Genomic DNA, 16,709 nt, shown 5'->3' with positions numbered 1-16,709 from the left:
GTACTGATTCAGCGGGTGAAGACCTACTTGCCTGCCTTGCGGGCCGGCTTCTTGGCGTCCGTGTTGGACTCGGCGGCGGCCGCTGCGGCCGAACGACCGGCACGAACCTCTTCGAACGAGGTGCCGTAGTACGCGGCCTCCATGATGGTCTTCATGTCGGCGAGCATCGGCATCCGCGGGTTGGCCGGTGCGCACTGGTCGCCGTATGCACCCATGGCGAGCGAGTCGAGGCGACCGATGAAGTCTTCCTCCACAACACCCTGGGCCTGGAACGACGGCTTGATGTGCACGGCGTCGCGCAGCTTCTCAACGGCGGTCGCGTACGACTCGATGCCCTCTTCAGGAGTCGAGGCCGGCAGCCCCAGGTGCTTCGCGATCTGCTGGAAGCGCTCGGGAGCGATGTAGGTCTCGTACTTGGGCCAGCTGGTCAGCTTGGTCGGGATCTTGCCGTTGTAGCGGATCACGTGCGGCAGGTAGGTCGCGTTCACTCGTCCGTGGATGAGGTGCATCTGGGCGCCGGTGACGTGAGCCATCGCGTGACAAATTCCGAGGAACGCGTTACCGAACGCCATGCCGGCGATCGAGGATGCGTTGTGCATCTTCTCGCGCGCCTTGATGACCTTGTCGTCGGTGCTGTTCTGCGTGCCGTTGACCGAGGTCTCGATGTTCTCGAAGATCAGCTTGATCGCGTGCAGGCACATGCCGTCGGTGAAGTCGTTCGCGTAGACCGACACGTAAGCCTCTGTCGCGTGCGTCAGAGCGTCGAAGCCGGAGTCGGCGACGAGGAAGGACGGCATTGCGGCGGTGAGCGCGGGGTCGATGATCGCGACGTTCGGCAGGAGTGCGTAGTCCGCGAGCGGGTACTTGACTCCGGAGACCTCATCGGTGATGACCGCGAACGGCGTCATTTCCGAACCGGTACCCGAGGTGGTCGGGATGCAGACGAGCTGGGCCAGTTCGCCGAGGTCGGGGAACTTGAACGCGCGCTTGCGCACGTCGAAGAACTTTTCCTTCATGTCGGCGAATTCGATTTCGGGGTGTTCGTACAGGAGCCACATGACCTTCGCGGCGTCCATGGGCGAACCGCCACCGAGGGCGATGATCGTGTCGGGCTTGAAGGCGCGCATTTCCTCTGCACCCTTCTTGACCGCGGCGACGGTCGGCTCGGGGAGCACGTTGTCGATGATCTGGAGGGACACGCGGTTCTCGCGACGGTTGAGCACGTCGAGGATCTTGTCAACGAAGCCGAGCTTCGTCATGGTCGCGTCGGTGACGATGGTGACGCGTTCGACGTGGCGCATGTCCGCCAGGTAGCGGATGGCGTTCGGCTCGAAGTACGTCTTGGCGGGGACCTTGAACCACTGCAAGTTGTTGTTCCTTCGACCGATCCGCTTGATGTTGATGAGGTTGATGGCCGACACGTTGTTCGAAACGGAGTTGTGTCCGTACGAGCCACAGCCGAGCGTCAACGAGGGGATGAAGGCGTTGTAGATGTCACCGATGCCACCGAGCGAGCTCGGGGCGTTGGTGATGATCCGGACGGCCTTGACGCGGATACCGAATTCCTCGATGATCGCGGGGTTCTCGCTGTGGATCGAGCCGGAGTGGCCGAGTCCGTCGAATTCCACCATCTGCTCGGAGAGCGTGATGCCCTCTTCTGCATCCTTGGCGTGCAGGACGGCGAGCACCGGGGCGAGCTTTTCGCGCGTCATCGGTTCCTGCGGTCCGACGCTGCCGACCTCGACCATGATGATCGAGGTGTCTTCGGGAACGGTGAATCCGGCCTGCTGCGCGATCCACACCGGCGACTTGCCGACGACGGAAGCGTTGAGCTTGGCGCCGCCACAGTTTTCCGAGTGTGCCTGGACACCGAAGATGAACTCTTCGAGGAGGGTCTTCTCCGCCGGGGTCACGAGGTACGCGTGCAGCTTCTTGAATTCGACGAGTGCCTCTGCATAGAGCGGCTCTTCAATGATGACGGCCTGCTCGGAAGCGCAGATCATGCCGTAGTCGAAGGACTTCGAGAGCACGACGTCGTTGACGGCACGCTTGAGCTTGGCGCTCTTCTCGATGAATGCCGGAACGTTTCCCGCACCGACGCCGAGGGCCGGCTTGCCGCAGGAATACGCGGCGCGGACCATTGCGTTGCCACCGGTCGCGAGGATGGTCGCAACACCGGGGTGGTTCATCAGGAGCGTGCTCGCCTCGAGGGAGGGAACTTCGATCCACTGCACGCAGTTCTTGGGGGCGCCGGCGGCGATTGCCGCGTCGCGCACAATGCGGGCAGCTGCGACAGAAGACTGCTGGGCTCCCGGGTGGAAGCCGAAGATGATCGGGTTGCGGGTCTTAATGGCGATAAGGGATTTGAAGATTGCAGTCGAGGTGGGGTTGGTCACCGGGGTGATACCTGCGATAACACCGACCGGCTCGGCGATTTCTGTAATTCCGGTAATAGCGTCGCGGCTGATAATGCCGACGGTCTTAAGATTCTGCATCGAGTTCGTGACGTGCTCGCACGCGAACAGGTTCTTCACGGCCTTGTCCTCGAATACGCCACGACCGGTTTCGGCTACTGCGTGGACGGCGAGCTCAGCATGTTTGCTGAGGGCCGCGACGGAGGCCTTTTTTACGATGTGGTCGATCTGCTCTTGGGTGAAGTCAGCGTATTCGGTGAGCGCCTGCTGTGCTCCCTGAACGAGTGAGTCGATTTGGCTAGCAAGTGACTCAGTGACTGGTTTGTCCGTAATGGTCATGGTGCCCCTCTTCGGCGGCCCAACTTGGGCTTTTCGCCTCTTTAGGCAAGCTTACGACCCCGCGCCGAGGGACGCATCTTTAACGATGGGCAGGGTGCCGGGATTGCGACGTTTCAATTGAGCATTTTGGCTGATTAGCCGTCTGTTTCTCATTCGACGTGATCGGCTGGTCGATTTCTACGATTCGTAGAAATTCCGCAGATTCCACGGCCCGATTCAGCGTCGGCCGAGACCTCGGATTGTCGCGACAGCGAGACCGGCGGCCCGGGCCGTTTCGGAGAGCTCTGCTCCGGTCGTCGACGAGGCAAGGGCGAACCGGACTGCGGTCTGGGCGACCTCCGCGGGAAGCCCCATGGCCGTGAGGGTGGGGGAGGGTTCGTCGCTGCCCGCCGCGCACGCCGAGCCGCTCGAGCAGACGATCCCGTGTCCTTCCAGCTCGAGCAACACGGCCTCCCCGCTCGTGCCGGGGAACACGAACGACGCCGTTCCGGGCAGGCGCTGCAGCGGATGCCCGGTGAGGCGTGCGCCCGGCGCCGCGCCGAGCACTTCTGCGATGAAGGTGTCGCGGAGGGCCGCGACCCTGGGAGCATTCGCTGCGCGTTCGGTCTCGGCGAGCCGCAACGCTGTCGCGAGGGCTACGGCTCCGGCGACGTTCTCGGTGCCGCTCCGGTTGCCGCGCTCCTGGCCGCCGCCATGCTGGACGGGTTCGAGCGGCACCCGGCGACGCAGGAAGAGCGCCCCCGTTCCCTGGGGCGCCCCGAGCTTGTGGCCGGAGATACTGAGCGCATCGACTCCGAGGTCGGCGACGGACAGTGGCAGCCAGCCGGCGGCCTGGACGGCGTCGGTGTGGAACGGGACGCCCTGGACGCGGGCGAGCGTGGACAGATCTCTGATCGGCTGCACGGTGCCGACCTCGTTGTTGGCGTACTGCACCGAGACGAGGGTCGTGGCGGGGGTGAGCGCACGGGCGAGGTCTGCCGGATCGACGAGACCCTGGGCATCCACCGGCAGCAGGGTCACGTCGAAGCCGTGCAACCGGTGCAGGTAGTCGCAGGATTCGAGGACCGCTTCGTGCTCGACCGCCGAAATGATCAGGTGCCGGCCCCGCGGCGCGGCGAGGGCGATGCCCTTGATCGCGAGGTTGTCGGACTCGGTCCCGCCGCTCGTGAACAGCACCTCGGCGGGTCGGCAGCCGAGAACGGCGGCGACCGTTGCGCGCGCGTCGGCGAGGGCGGCCGCCGCGGCCTCGCCGACCCGGTGGTGGCTCGAGGGATTGCCGAAGCCGGTGGTGAGCAACGGCCAGATGGCCTCGAGGACTTCGCGGCGCACGGGCGTCGTCGCTGCGTTGTCGAGGTAGATCACTCCGGGCTCCTTGGGTGTCTGCTGGCGGTCGGCGGTCAGTTCCGGACGGCGCCGTCGAGTTCGGTGCCGGCGACCACGACGACGTCGAGGCCGAGGTCGAGGGAGCGCACGCTGTGGGTGAGCGCGCCGACGGAGATGACGTCGACGCCGGATAACGCGATGGCCCGGACCGTGTCGAGGTTCACGCCGCCGCTCGCTTCGACGATGGCGCGGCCTGCGACCAGGCGCACGCCTTCCGCGAGCCGATCGGGGTCGAAGTTGTCAAGCATGATCGTGTCGACGCGGGCCGCGAGCACGGCTTCGATCTGGTCGATGCGGTCCACTTCGACCTCGAGGTGGGTGGTGTGCGAGATCCGGTCGCGCACGAGCAGGAGCGCCTCGGTGAGGCCAAGCCCGCCGGACTGCAGGACGGCGAGATGGTTGTCCTTGGCCATGACCGCGTCGGAGAGGCTGAAGCGGTGGTTGTGGCCGCCGCCGTCGCGGACGGCGGTGCGTTCGAAGGCCCGCAGCCCCGGCGTGGTCTTGCGGGTGTCGACGATGCGGGCGCGGGTGCCGGCGGTCTCGGCGACGTACCGGGCGGTGAGCGTCGCGATGCCGCTCATCCGCTGCACGAAGTTCAGGCCGATGCGTTCGGCCTGGAGGATGCCCCTGGCGGGGCCGGCGACCTCTGCGAGCACGTCGCCGGTCGCGAAGGGAGTGCCGTCGGTTGTGAGCAGCGTGACCGCGATGGCGGGGTCGGTGAGCCGGAAGGCGGATTCGAAGACGGCGCTGCCGCTGAAAACGCCGGGTTCGCGGGCGACGAGCCTCGCGGTCGCCGTGGCGTCTGCGGGGATGAGCACCTCGGAGGTCAGGTCGCCCCAGGGGGCGTCCTCGTCGAGTGCGGCGCGCACCACGGTGTCGATGGCGGTGGTGCTCAGCATGCGATGGCCTCCTCGGCCTCTCTGGCGCGTTCAGGGGATTCGAGCACGAGGAACGGATCGTCGGAATCGGCGGGTCGCACCCACGCCTGGCTGTGGGCCAGCTCCGGCCGGCTCTCGGGGAAATCGGCGCGGTAGTGCGCGCCCCGGGATTCCTCGCGGGCGAACGCGGAGGCCACGGTGACCCTCGCCAGGTCGAGCAGGTTGGCGTCTTCGACGGCGCGCACCCGGTCGGCCGGGGTCGCGTCCTGACCGGCGGGTGCCGGGTGCTTCCAGCCGGCGAGGGCAGCGGATGCCGCGGCGAGCCCGTCACCGTCGCGCAGCACACCGGCCGCGTCCCACATCAGGCGCTGGAGTTCGGCGCGGGCGACATGCGCGCGGGGGCCGTCGACGGCCCTGGCGGGAACGGGCGCGGCGGCCGGGCCGCTGGAGGCCGGCACGGGCGGCAGGCGCCTGCCGTCGGCGTCGACCTGGCCAGTGCCGAGGGCGCGCACGGCTCGGTCGGCGAAGACCGCGGCCTCCAACAGGGAGTTCGAGGCGAGGCGGTTGGCGCCGTGGGTCCCGGTTCGTGCGGTCTCGCCGACGGCGTAGAGGCCGGGCAGTGAGGTGCGGCCCCACAGGTCGGTGCTGACGCCACCCATCCAGTAGTGGGCGGCGGGTGCGACGGGGATGGGCTCGACGGCCCAGTCGATCCCGGCGGCGAGGCACGCGGCCGTGATCGTGGGGAAGCGGGTTTCGAGGAGTTCCCTGCCGAGGCCGGTCGCGTCGAGGAGCACGGGTGTGCCGCCCTGGGCGGACATTTCGCGGGCGATGCTGCGGGCGACGATGTCGCGGGGGGCGAGTTCGGCGCCGGGGTGGATGGCGAGCATGAAGCGCTCGCCGCGAGCGTTCAGGAGCACGGCGCCCTCGCCGCGGACCGCCTCGGAGACGAGCGGGGTTCCCGGCACCGCGAGGGCGGTCGGGTGGAACTGGTAGAACTCGAGGTCGGCGATCGCCGCGCCGGCGCGCCAGGCCGCTGCGACGCCGTCGCCGGTCGCGAGCGCGGGATTGGTGGTGTGCGGGAAGAGCGAGCCCGCCCCGCCGGTGGCGAGGATCACCGCGTCGGCGTCGGCCCGGTGCACGAGCCCGTCCGGTCCGAGCAGGGAGGCGCCGGTCACCCGGTCGCCCGCGACGAGGAGGTCGACGAGCATGGTGTGCTCACGGAGCTGGACGCGCGGGATACCCGGGGTCTGGGCCGAGCGGGCGGCCCGTTCGCGGACGGTCGAAACGAGTGCGGCTTCGATCGCGGCGCCGGTCGCGTCCCCGCCGGCGTGCAGCACCCGAGAGCGGGAGTGGGCGGCCTCGAGCCCGCGCGTCACGCCGGAGTCGTCCTTGTCGAAGTCGACGCCGAAGCGGATCAGGTCGCGGACCCTGGCAGGCCCTTCGCCGCAGAGCACCTCGACGGCCGCCGGGTCGCAGAGGCCTGCCCCGGCGCGGAGGGTATCGAGGATGTGCAGGTCCACCGAGTCGTCGGGGAACATGGCCGCGGCGATGCCGCCCTGGGCATAGCGGGTGTTGCTGTCCGGGAGTCCCTGCTTGGTGACCAGGGTGACGGAATGACCCGCGTCGGTCGCGCGCACCGCGGCGATGAGTCCGGCGAGGCCGCTCCCGATCACGAGGATCCGGAGCGATGGTGCGACGGGTGCGATCGGTGCTGCGGGCGTCACGCGCGTGCTCCGCTCACCGGTGCGCCGACGGGAGGACGCGCGGCAAGCATCCGCTCGAGGGCGACCCTGGCGTTCGTCGCGTCGGTAGCGGGGACCTCGATGCGGTTGAGCACGGCGGGCGGCTGCCCGGCATCGCCGACGAGGGCTTCGAGCACCCAGGCGAGATAGCCGGAGTGGATGCGGTACATCGTCGAGCACGGGCAGACGACGGGGTCGAGGCAGAAGATGGTGTGCTCGGGGTGCTCAGCCGCGAGGCGCTGCACGAGGTTGATCTCGGTGCCGATCGCGAAGGTCGACCCGGCAGGGGCGGCCTCGATGGCCTTCTTGATGTAGTCGGTGGAGCCGTATTCGTCGGCGGCGTCGACGACCGCCATCGGGCACTCCGGGTGCACGATGACACGCACCCCGGGGTGCTCTGCACGGGCGGTGGTGATCTGGTCGACGGTGAAGCGCTTGTGCACACTGCAGAATCCGTGCCACAGGATGACCTGGGCGGCGTCGAGTTCGGTCCCGGTGCTGCCGCCGAGTGGCTTGCGCGGGTTCCACATCGGCATCCGCTCGAGCGGGACGCCCATCGCCTTCGCGGTGTTGCGGCCGAGGTGCTGGTCGGGGAAGAAGAGCACCCGCTGGCCGCGTTCGAAGGCCCACTTCAGCACGGTCTCGGCGTTCGAGGAGGTGCAGACGATGCCGCCGTTGGCGCCGCAGAACGCTTTGAGGGCCGCCGAGGAATTCATATACGTGACCGGGATCACCGGGACCCGGCCGGAGGCATCCGCCTCGGTTCCATAGAGTTCTTCGAGCTGTTCCCAGCAGTCGGTGACCGAGTCGATGTCGGCCATGTCCGCCATCGAACACCCGGCGGCGAGGTTGGGCAGGATGACCGCCTGGTCGGGCCCGGAGAGGAGGTCTGCGGTCTCGGCCATGAAGTGCACGCCGCAGAAGACGATCGCCTCGGCATCGGGGCGGCTCTTCGTCGCCTGCGCGAGCTGGAAGGAGTCACCGACGAAGTCGGCGTGCTCGAGGACCTCCGAGCGCTGGTAGAAGTGCCCGAGAATCACGACCCGGTCGCCGAGGGTGGCCTTGGCCGAGCGGATGCGCGCGTCGAGTTCCTCTGCGGAGGCGGTCCGGTAGCGCTCGGGCAGGGCACCCTGGCGCGGGGACCCGGTCGGGAGCACATCGCCCATCGAGGACCCTGGGCCGTAGCCGGGGGTGCCGGAGTCGAATTCCCAGGGGCCTGCGGCCAGCTGCGGGCTGCAGGTGCTTCCGGGCGCGGTGCCCGTGCTGATCAGACGAATGGTGCGGTCGACCGATGCGATGGTCATGCTGTAACTCCTCGATTTTCACAAAAAGCGTTGTACACGGTGATTCAGTTCGTGGTGGGGATGGCGGCGGTCGCGGGTTCCGGCCCGAAAGGATCCGGTTCGCCCTGTCGTCCGGAGTCGTTGTACCGGTAGAGACGGGGCGGACGGTGCCGGGTGCCCGCGACGCGTTCGCCGGTGTCGACGATGGAACCGGATGCCTCGATCGTGCGACGGAAATTGGCCGGGTCGAGGGACTTCTGCAGCACGGCCTCATGCACGTCGCGCAACTGGGAGAGCGTGAAGGTCTCGCCGAGGAAGGCGTGGGCGATCCGGGAATACTCGACCTTGGTCCGCAGCCGCCAGAGGGCGTACTCGACGATCCGGTTGTGGTCGAAGGCGAGCCGCGGCAGGCGGTCTGCGGCGAACCAGCGCACGTTGTCGCCGACGACGGCGAGGTCGGCCTCACCGGACTCGACGAGGGCCCAGTAGACGACGGACACCACGCGGCCGCCGGCAGAGCGGCCCGGATCGCCGAAGGTATAGAGCTGCTCGAGGTACCTGGGCGCGAGGCCGGTTGTCTCGTGCAGGGTACGGGCGGCGGCCGCGGCGAGTTCCTCGTCGCCGGGCAGCCCGCCGCCCGGCAACGCCCACTGGTCGAGGTATGGGTCCCTGGTGCGGCGGACCAGGGGGAGCCACAGCGTCTTGAAGTCGGATTCCGCGTCGGAGCGCAGGGCGAAGATCACGGTCGACACGGCGAGTGCGACAGCGGCTTGAGCGCTCATGGGGGCATCCACTAGGTAAAGGTCAGTATGACTCTAACTGGGTGAACCCATCATATAGTCATTCTGACCCGAAGTCGCCCCCGACTTCGTTCCTGTTCCGAATTCAGGAGTAGGACTGGTCTGAACCGGTTGATCGGCCGGTTTCCGGCGTCAAGATGGCTCGACTCCTGAATTCGGAACGCGCGGCTCAGTTCTTGGCGGCGGCAACGACGGACCGACGGGCGCCCTTGCCCGTGAGGCCCCACAGGGTGACGCGGGCCATCGCTTCGACGACGATGCTTCCGCTCATCTTGGATGAGCCGAGCACACGCTCGACGAAGGTGATCGGCACTTCGACGACGGTCAGGCCGGCCCGCACGCTCGTGAGCAGCATGTCGATCTGGAAGCAATAGCCCAGGCTCTCGACGCTCGCGAGGTCCATGCGTTCGAGGGCATGCGCCGTGTAGACGCGGTAGCCGCCTGTGACGTCGTGCTGGCGGAGCCGGAGCACGAGGCGTGAGTATGTCGATCCACCGCGGGACAGCGCGCGGCGGTGCCACGGCCAGTTCTGCACGGCTCCGCCAGGAACCCAGCGCGATCCCATCACGACGTCGGCGGTCTTCGCCGCCGCCAGCAGGTCGGGGAGCTGCTCAGGCTGGTGCGAACCGTCCGAATCGAGCTGCACGAGCTCGTCGTAGCCGCGGGACAGGCCCCAGCCGAAAGCCTCGAGGTAGGCCGCTCCGAGGCCGTTCTTCTTCGTGCGGTGCAGGACGTGCACCTGGGAGTCCGCTGCGGCGATGGCATCGGCGAGCTGGCCGGTGCCATCGGGGGAGGCGTCGTCGACGACGAGGATGTCCGCGGCCGGGACGCTCGCGCGCACCCTGGCCACGATCGGATTGATGTTCTCGCGTTCGTTGTAGGTCGGGATGATGACCAGTGTCTGTGCCATGAAAACTACCTTGTCAGTTCGGTGATTGTTGTGTGTACGACCGTGGCCGTTGAGGCGACGGAAAATCCCAGGTCTTGCAGCGTGTGCAGGTCGGTGCCCGCTTTTTCCTCACTGCTGCCCGAATACTGCACCAGCCATACCGTATCGGTGCCCGCGAGTGAATCCAGGACGCTCGTGAGCGGCCGGGTGGTGTCCCAGAGCGATCCGGTGTCCCCATAGGCCGTGTCGAGGGTCACGTCGCGCAGCCCGGTGAAGGATGCGGGGTACAGGTGCAGCGCGAGCCGCGGCTTCCGTGAGGGCCGCACGCTCTCGTCGAACACGATCGCGTCTCCGGGGTGCGCACCGGCCTGGACGATGGATGCGGCCTGGCGCCAGTCGCTCCCGGCGTTCTTGGCGTACGGGCCGCGCTGGTCGACGTAACTCGGCACCACGGCGACGACGAGCAGTACGAGTGCCGCGATCCCGGCCCAGCGGGGCCTGATCCAGGCCACGGCGATCCCGAGCGCGATTGCTGCGGCCGGCGTGCAGATGGAGAGGTACCGTAGCGAGTACATCGGCGTGACGACATGCGTGCCGATCAGCAGAGCCGCACTCGGCACGAGCATCCAGGCGAGCATCACGCCCAACGCTGCCCTGTTCCGCTCGAGGGCGCGCACCCTTCCGCGACTGAACCAGGCGAGAACGACCGCGAGCAGGATCAGAGCCCAGGCGATGACCGCCGCGGGCACGTTGCCGAACCACTGGTTGACGGCCGCGTCGAGCACGCCCGTCTGGGCTCGCCGCCCGATGAACGAGAGCTGGTCCTTCTGGCTGACGCCCGCGAACAGGACCGGGGAAGCGATGATGAGACCGACGACGGTCGCGCCCGACCAGGCCATCAGCTGTCCGCGTCGCCGGGCCCGATCGGGCGCGAGCAGGAACACCGCGATCCCGAGTACGGGGACGAGAAGCGCGACGTAGAGGAAGACATAGATTCCGAGGGCGAAGAGCGCGGTGAAGCCGATCCAGAGCCAGCTCTGGGTCGACCGGCTCGCCGTCCCTGCGCGGACCAGATGCACGAGCAGCACGACGAGCCACACGGCGATAGCCGTCGCGAGCGCCGTCGATCGCGCCTCTGCGCCCATGTACGTCACCCGGGGAAGTACCGCGAAGACGAGGGCTGCGATCCAGGCGACCCTGGCCTCGGTCAGCATTCGGGCGAGGACGAACGTTCCCGCCGTTGCGACACCGATCGCAATCGCGCTCGGGAGCCTGGTGGAGAACTCGGACGCACCGAAGAGGTCGATCCAGAAGTGCAGCATCAGGTAATAGGTGCCATGAACGGCATCGATCGTGCCGAGCATCCGGAACAGGGAGGGCAACGAACGCTCCGCGGACATCACGCTCGCGGCTTCATCGCCCCAATAGGACGGGTTCCAGGCCGCCGCGGCGGAGATCAACAGGCCGAGAACACCGACGTACAGCGGGGCCAGCTGCCGGTGGGTGGGCCAGGATCGCCGCTGCGGGCGCAGCTCTGGATCATGGGTCACGGGCAGATAAGTCACCCCATTACGTTATGCCACCCGGTCGGGGGTTTCCCGACGACCCGGTGTCGGGCGCCTGCGAAGGCTCTCAGTTTGGCGCTGTCGTCAGGCCCGCGGGCCCTGTCCGGTGCGGGTGCTGCGCGGCAGACGGATGTCGATGGCCAGGCCCGTCCCCGTGTTGCGCAGGCTGATGGTTCCCTTCGCCCGCGTCACGATGGCGTGCACGATCGCGAGGCCGAGCCCCGACCCGATCGAGCCGCTCGCGCGGGACTGTTCCGGCCGGGAGAACCGGTCGAAGGCCACCGGGATGAACGATTCCGGCATGCCGGGCCCCGTGTCCACGACGCTCAGCATGGCACCCTCTGCGAGGCTGCGGAGCGTGACGGTCACGGCGCCGCGGCCGCCCATGGCGTTGATGGCGTTCGAGATGAGATTGTCGATGAGCTGCCCGACGTTGGTCACCGAGATCGCATAGCGGCCGGTCGGATCCTCGCCCTCGATCTCGTAGTCGACGTCGAGATCCTCCCCGTTGCGAACCACCCTTGCGCGGTCGACCGAGGCCGAGATCTCGGCGATCAGGTTCTCCCAGCCGCACTCCGGCGGGGCCTGCTGGCTCTCGAGCTTGGACAGTTCCAGCAGGTTCGTCGCGAGCCGGGAGAGGCGGTCCACGGTGCGGGAGGCGTCGTCGATGTCCGCCTCGAGGGCCGGAGCGTCGCCGGAATTGAGATGCGCGAGCTCGAGCTGCGCCTTGAGCACGGCGAGGGGAGTGCGCAACTCGTGGCTCGCATCCGACACCACCTGCTTCTCCCTGTCGAGACTGCGGCGCAGCCGGGAGATGAAGTCATTGAGCGTGACCGCGAGGCGGCTGACCTCGTCCCTGCCCGCCGGGACGAGCAGTTGCGCGGACGACCCGGTCGTGCTCAGGCTCTCCGCCTCCTTGCGCAGCCGGTTCACCGGGCGGAGGGCCGCGCCGGTGAGCAGCCACGAGGCGAGGCCGAATCCCACGGTCAGCAGCACGGTGCCCATGATGAGCACCCGGCCCAGTTCGTCGAGCAGCAAGCCGAGTGCCTCCTCGTTCCGCGCCGTGATGACGACCCAGTTGCCCTGGTTGGTCACGGCCGTCGTCGCGGCGACAAGGTACCTGGCGTTGCCCGCGTCGATCGTCTGCGGCGTCTCGCCGATCGTCGCGAGCTCACTCACGCGTTTCCGCAGCGCCATCGGCAGCGAGGACTTGGAGATCTGGCCGTCCGGACCGACGATCGCGATGAGCTGGCCCTCGCTCGGGCCGTCGATGGGTTCTGTCGGGTTGCGGATCAGGTCCGTCACGATCGGGGCAGCGTCGCTGTGCAGCAGTGTCGTCGTCGTCTCGATCAGGATCGCCTGGACCTCGCCGCGGAAGAACACCGCTGCACCGCTGAACAGGACAGCGGCGATCACGAGACTGCCGACGGTGATGCGGGCCCGGATCGACAGCCCTGGCAACCTCATGGACGTGCTCCGCTCACTCGACGAGTTCCACGGCATACCCGGAGCCGCGTACGGTCACGATCCGCATCCCGGCCGCCGCAGAGTCGATCTTGCGCCGCAGGTAGCTGATGTACTGGTCGACGATGTTCGGGTCGATGTGTTCGGTGCCGTTCCAGATCTCTTCGAGGATCGTCGTGCGGTCGACGGTCGTCCCCGCCCGGCTGCACAGCAGGCGGAGCAGCGCGACTTCCTTGGGGCTCATCGAGACGGACCGGCCGGCCACGGTCACCTTGAGGTCCCGGGAATCGATGGCGAGGTTGCCGAGTTCGAGGCTCAGCGGTGTTGCCATCGACTGGCGTCTGAGCAGGGCGCGCACCCGGGCGGTGAGCTCGAGGAAGGCGAAGGGCTTGGTGAGGTAGTCGTCCGCGCCGCTGTCGAGCCCGAAGACCCGGTCGTCGACGGTGTCCCTGGCGGTCAGGAGCAGGACCGGCATGGTGTTGCCGGAGTCGCGGATGCGCCGACAGATCTCGAACCCGGTCATCTGCGGCAACATCACGTCGATGGCCGCAAGGTCGAATTCGTTGTTGTTGATCGCGATCAGGGCATCCATCCCGTTCCCGACCCTGACGATCTCGTAGCCCTCTGCCTCGAGTCCGCGTTCGATCAGCGCGCCCATTTGTTCGTCGTCTTCCACGACCAGGATCTTCGTCATGCCCGCCCCTTTTGCTCGTACGCCGCTACCTCTTCATGCTGGCACGTTCCCGGTGCGGAGCGTGACCAGTCTGAGGGTTCCGCTCCAATCGCGCCGCCCTCGTGGCTAGGCTGACGCCATGGTCGAAACCCCGCCTGCCACGCCAGCGCCCGCCCGGACGGTGCCTGTCGACCCGACGGCCGTCGGTGTCGCCGTCGCCCAGTTCGTCCCAGGGGCCGACCGGGAGGCGAACCTCGCCGAGGTCGCCCGCCTGGCCGGCATCGCGGTCGACCGCGGCGCGCAGCTCGTCGTGTTCCCCGAGTATTCCGCGTTCTTCGAGCCGACCCTCGGGCCCGCGTTCGTCGCGGCCGCCGAGCCGATCGACGGGCCGTTCGTGACGGCGCTCGCGGCGCTCGCCGAAGGCCTCGGCCTCGTCATCGTCGCGGGCATGCTCGAGGAGGCCGTCGGTGCCGGACGATTCTTCAACACCATCGTGAGCGTCGGGCCGACGGGCGAGCTCCTCGCCCGCTACCGCAAGCTGCACCTCTACGACGCATTCGGCGAGCGCGAATCCGACTGGGTGCTGCCCGGCGCGATCGAGCCGCCGCAGACCTTCTCGGTCGGAGGGCTGCGGGTGGGGTTGCAGACCTGTTACGACATCCGCTTTCCCGAGGTCACCCGGCGACTCGTCGACGCGGGTGCCGAGCTCGTGCTCGTGCCCGCCGAATGGGTGCGGGGCCCGCTCAAGGAGCAGCAGTGGCGCACCCTCCTGACCGCGCGCGCGATCGAGAACACTGTTTATGTCGCCGCCGCCGACCACGCCCCGCCGATCGGCGTCGGCACGAGCATGATCGTCGACCCGATGGGGGTCGAACTGGTCACGATCGGCGAGACGACGGATGTCGGCCTCGCCTGGCTCACCTCGGCTCGCCTCGGGCAGGTGCGTGCGGTCAACCCCGCACTCCGGCTCCGGCGCTTCGGGATCGTCGAGGTCTAGCCGCCGGGGAGCCTCAGCCCTCGGTCGCGATCGTGTCCTGGGAGGCCGCTGCCGCCCGGGAACGGAAACCGGGTTCCTTGCGCATCACGTGGTCCTGCTCGGACATCGCCCGCTCCTCTCCCGTGGCGACGAGTCCCTGGGAGCTGTTCGCCGAGCGGGTGAGCTGGGCGAGCCACAGCGGATTGATGGTCGGCGGCTGGCCGCCGGAGAACTTGAAGTACAGCGGGATGGCCGGGTGCAGCCAGGCGGAACTGCGACCGTCTCCTGCCTCTGCGGCGTTCCGCCAGGACAACAGGAAACTCTCGCCGCGGCGTAACTTCTGCACGATCACGATTTGCAGGTGCGCGAGGATCCGGTCGTCGAATTCGACGGTGACCCGGTCATACGTCAACGAACCCATGGGGCGCCGCTTTCAGTCGGTGAACTCTCGCGCGAACAGCAGACCGCCCTTGTGGGGCATCCGCTGGGTTCGCACTTTAAGTGTGGTCGTAATTCCCGGTCAATACAAGGGAATCGTCAGGCCTCGGCGGTCGCGGCCGGCACCTGCTCGACGATGCCGTGCAGCACGAGGTCGATCTCGGTGCGGAGCGAGTCCGGCAGGCTCTCCATCGGCTCCCGTCCCAGCCCGCATCGGATCAGGGCGAGGTGGAGCAGCGAGAAGATACTGCGTGCCGCAAGCGCCGGGTCCACCCCCCGCCGGAGCCGCTCCGATTCTCCGGGGGTCTCCGTCCCGTAGCCGCTGAGCACGGTCGCGATGGTGGCCTCGAGCCCGTCGACGAGCTCGAGGGCCTCGGCGCGGTAGGTCCCGGTGGGCTCGCCGCACAGGATCTCGCGCTGGTAATAGGCGGTGTTCTCCGGGTGGCGCGCGGCGGAGGTCAGCAGGGGGAGGAGGAGGGCCATGATCGCGTCCGTCGGGGCGAGGGATGCGTCCGCCTTCGTTGGATCGTGCCGGGTTCCGGTCAGGGCCCTGCGCCACTCGTTGTTGAAGACCATCAGGAGGAGCTCGGGCTTCGAGCTCGCGTACCGGAAGAGCGTCCCCGCCGCGACATCCGCGCGATCGGCGATGTCCTGGGTCGTGACGAGCGCGTAGCCGCGCTCGGCGAAGAGATCCTCGGCGGCCGCGAGGATGCGGCCCTGCTTGTCACGCTTGTTGCGTTCGCGGCGGCCAGGAGTGGCACTGGCGGCGTCGGCGTCGGCGTCGGCAACGGCGGCGGCACCGGCGGCCGGTGTCGTGCCTTCGTCTGGTCGGCGCACGGGGATCCTCACTCTGGGTCGGCTGCTTCCCGGGACGGTGCCACGGGGTTTTCTCAATCGTAGATTCAATCAGCTGATTCCAATATAACGGAGTACGCTCATTTTTGAGTAGAGTACAGATTCATTGAACCCGAAGAGAAAGGTGGCCATCATGGGTCGCGTTCAAGGCAAAGTGGCACTGATCAGTGGCGGTGCCCGCGGAATGGGAGCATCACACGCGCGGCGGCTGATCGCGGAGGGAGCGCAGGTGGTCATCGGAGACCTCCTCGACACCGAGGGCGAGGCCATGGCGACCGAGCTCGGCCCGTCCGCACGCTACGTGCACCTCAACGTCACCGACGCAGACGACTGGTCTGCAGCTGTCCTGTTTGCTGTGGAAACCTTCGGCGGGCTGGACATCCTCGTCAACAACGCCGGAATCGCGAGCGCCGCGCCGATCGAGAGCTTCCCGATCGACGTCTGGACCCGCACCATCGAGATCAACCTCACCGGTACGTTCCTCGGCATGCGGGCCGCCATCCCTGCGCTCTCACGCCGCGGCGGCGGCTCGATCGTCAACGTCTCATCGGTCGAGGGCCTCCTCGGCAGCGCGGGCCTGCACGCCTACGTCGCGTCGAAGTTCGGCGTGCGCGGCATCACGAAGTCGGTCGCGCTCGACGTGGCGCCCCTCGGCATCCGCGTGAACTCGATCCACCCCGGCTTCATCGAGACGGCCATGACGAAGTCCCTCGACGTCGACATGGTTGAGATCCCGTTGCGCCGTGGCGCCAAGCCCGAGGAAGTATCGAGCCTGGTGCTGTACCTCGCGAGCGACGAGTCGAGCTACTCGACCGGCGCAGAGTTCGTCATTGACGGCGGCCTCACGATCGGCATCCCGCACAACTGATCGTTCACGTCCCCGCTCCGCCCGGCGTGCCCGCGAGAGTACACTTTCGGCCCTTAAACCATCGGTGTGCTGTCTCGGGACGTCCCTGACACTTCATGTCTCGGGACGTCCCTGACACTCGGGTCGGGATGTTGCGGGCTCG

General features: G+C 67.8%; 14 protein-coding genes. 2 read left to right on the top strand and 12 right to left on the bottom strand.

From position 1 onward, the window contains the following. Nucleotides 1-23: 23 nt before the first annotated feature. From adhE to QN357_RS03600, 10 genes are all read right to left on the bottom strand, one after another. The gene (gene adhE / locus QN357_RS03645) at nucleotides 24-2,753 is read right to left on the bottom strand and encodes a bifunctional acetaldehyde-CoA/alcohol dehydrogenase (RefSeq protein ID WP_134445843.1); all 2,730 of its coding nucleotides are present in this window, start codon (nucleotides 2,751-2,753) and stop codon (nucleotides 24-26) included. 216 nt (nucleotides 2,754-2,969) lie between these two features. Further along, a complete protein-coding gene (locus QN357_RS03640; protein WP_322135435.1) occupies nucleotides 2,970-4,115 on the bottom strand; it encodes a cysteine desulfurase family protein in 1,146 nt (381 codons plus the stop codon). A gap of 35 nt (nucleotides 4,116-4,150) precedes the next feature. Next, complete coding sequence (nadC, locus tag QN357_RS03635) at nucleotides 4,151-5,035, bottom strand: carboxylating nicotinate-nucleotide diphosphorylase (protein ID WP_134445841.1); 885 nt, start codon at nucleotides 5,033-5,035, stop codon at nucleotides 4,151-4,153. Then, entirely contained in the window at nucleotides 5,029-6,738 is a 1,710-nt protein-coding gene (nadB, locus tag QN357_RS03630) for an L-aspartate oxidase (protein WP_323504568.1), read from the bottom strand. The genes nadC and nadB overlap by 7 nt, the downstream gene beginning before the upstream one ends. Continuing rightward, complete coding sequence (nadA, locus tag QN357_RS03625; RefSeq protein ID WP_322135437.1) at nucleotides 6,735-8,060, bottom strand: quinolinate synthase NadA; 1,326 nt, start codon at nucleotides 8,058-8,060, stop codon at nucleotides 6,735-6,737. The genes nadB and nadA overlap by 4 nt, the downstream gene beginning before the upstream one ends. A 44-nt stretch (nucleotides 8,061-8,104) precedes the next feature. Continuing rightward, the gene (locus QN357_RS03620) at nucleotides 8,105-8,821 is read right to left on the bottom strand and encodes an NUDIX hydrolase (RefSeq protein WP_134445839.1); all 717 of its coding nucleotides are present in this window, start codon (nucleotides 8,819-8,821) and stop codon (nucleotides 8,105-8,107) included. A gap of 187 nt (nucleotides 8,822-9,008) precedes the next feature. Then, the gene (locus QN357_RS03615; protein WP_134559474.1) at nucleotides 9,009-9,749 is read right to left on the bottom strand and encodes a polyprenol monophosphomannose synthase; all 741 of its coding nucleotides are present in this window, start codon (nucleotides 9,747-9,749) and stop codon (nucleotides 9,009-9,011) included. Nucleotides 9,750-9,754: 5 nt separating this feature from the next. After that, nucleotides 9,755-11,293 carry a glycosyltransferase family 39 protein gene (locus QN357_RS03610; RefSeq protein WP_322135438.1) on the bottom strand — a complete coding sequence of 513 codons (1,539 nt, stop codon included), beginning with the start codon at nucleotides 11,291-11,293 and terminating at the stop codon, nucleotides 9,755-9,757. 84 nt (nucleotides 11,294-11,377) lie between these two features. Beyond that, entirely contained in the window at nucleotides 11,378-12,760 is a 1,383-nt protein-coding gene (locus tag QN357_RS03605) for a sensor histidine kinase (protein ID WP_166791067.1), read from the bottom strand. Between the two features lie 13 nt (nucleotides 12,761-12,773). Next, a complete protein-coding gene (locus QN357_RS03600; protein ID WP_134445835.1) occupies nucleotides 12,774-13,451 on the bottom strand; it encodes a response regulator transcription factor in 678 nt (225 codons plus the stop codon). Between the two features lie 118 nt (nucleotides 13,452-13,569). On the opposite strand from QN357_RS03600, the gene QN357_RS03595 reads away from it, so the two are divergent. Then, the gene (locus QN357_RS03595) at nucleotides 13,570-14,427 is read left to right on the top strand and encodes a carbon-nitrogen hydrolase family protein (protein WP_134559469.1); all 858 of its coding nucleotides are present in this window, start codon (nucleotides 13,570-13,572) and stop codon (nucleotides 14,425-14,427) included. A 13-nt stretch (nucleotides 14,428-14,440) separates the two neighbouring features. Here QN357_RS03595 and QN357_RS03590 read toward each other — a convergent pair whose 3' ends face one another. Together QN357_RS03590 and QN357_RS03585 are read right to left on the bottom strand one after the other, a co-directional pair. Next, nucleotides 14,441-14,827, bottom strand: a complete 387-nt coding sequence (locus QN357_RS03590) for an ATP-dependent DNA ligase (RefSeq protein WP_241975386.1) — start codon at nucleotides 14,825-14,827, stop codon at nucleotides 14,441-14,443. 116 nt (nucleotides 14,828-14,943) lie between these two features. After that, nucleotides 14,944-15,681: a helix-turn-helix domain-containing protein gene (locus QN357_RS03585; RefSeq protein WP_322140905.1), complete on the bottom strand. Its 738-nt coding sequence runs from the start codon at nucleotides 15,679-15,681 to the stop codon at nucleotides 14,944-14,946. 151 nt (nucleotides 15,682-15,832) lie between these two features. On the opposite strand from QN357_RS03585, the gene QN357_RS03580 reads away from it, so the two are divergent. Continuing rightward, a complete protein-coding gene (locus QN357_RS03580) occupies nucleotides 15,833-16,567 on the top strand; it encodes a glucose 1-dehydrogenase (protein ID WP_134445832.1) in 735 nt (244 codons plus the stop codon). Nucleotides 16,568-16,709 lie beyond the last annotated feature (142 nt).

Source organism: Cryobacterium sp. RTC2.1 (genome assembly GCF_035018685.1).
GTDB lineage: Bacteria > Actinomycetota > Actinomycetes > Actinomycetales > Microbacteriaceae > Cryobacterium > Cryobacterium glucosi.
The sequence above is the reverse complement of the archived record's forward strand: the minus strand, read 5'-3'. Positions and strand labels throughout refer to the sequence as shown.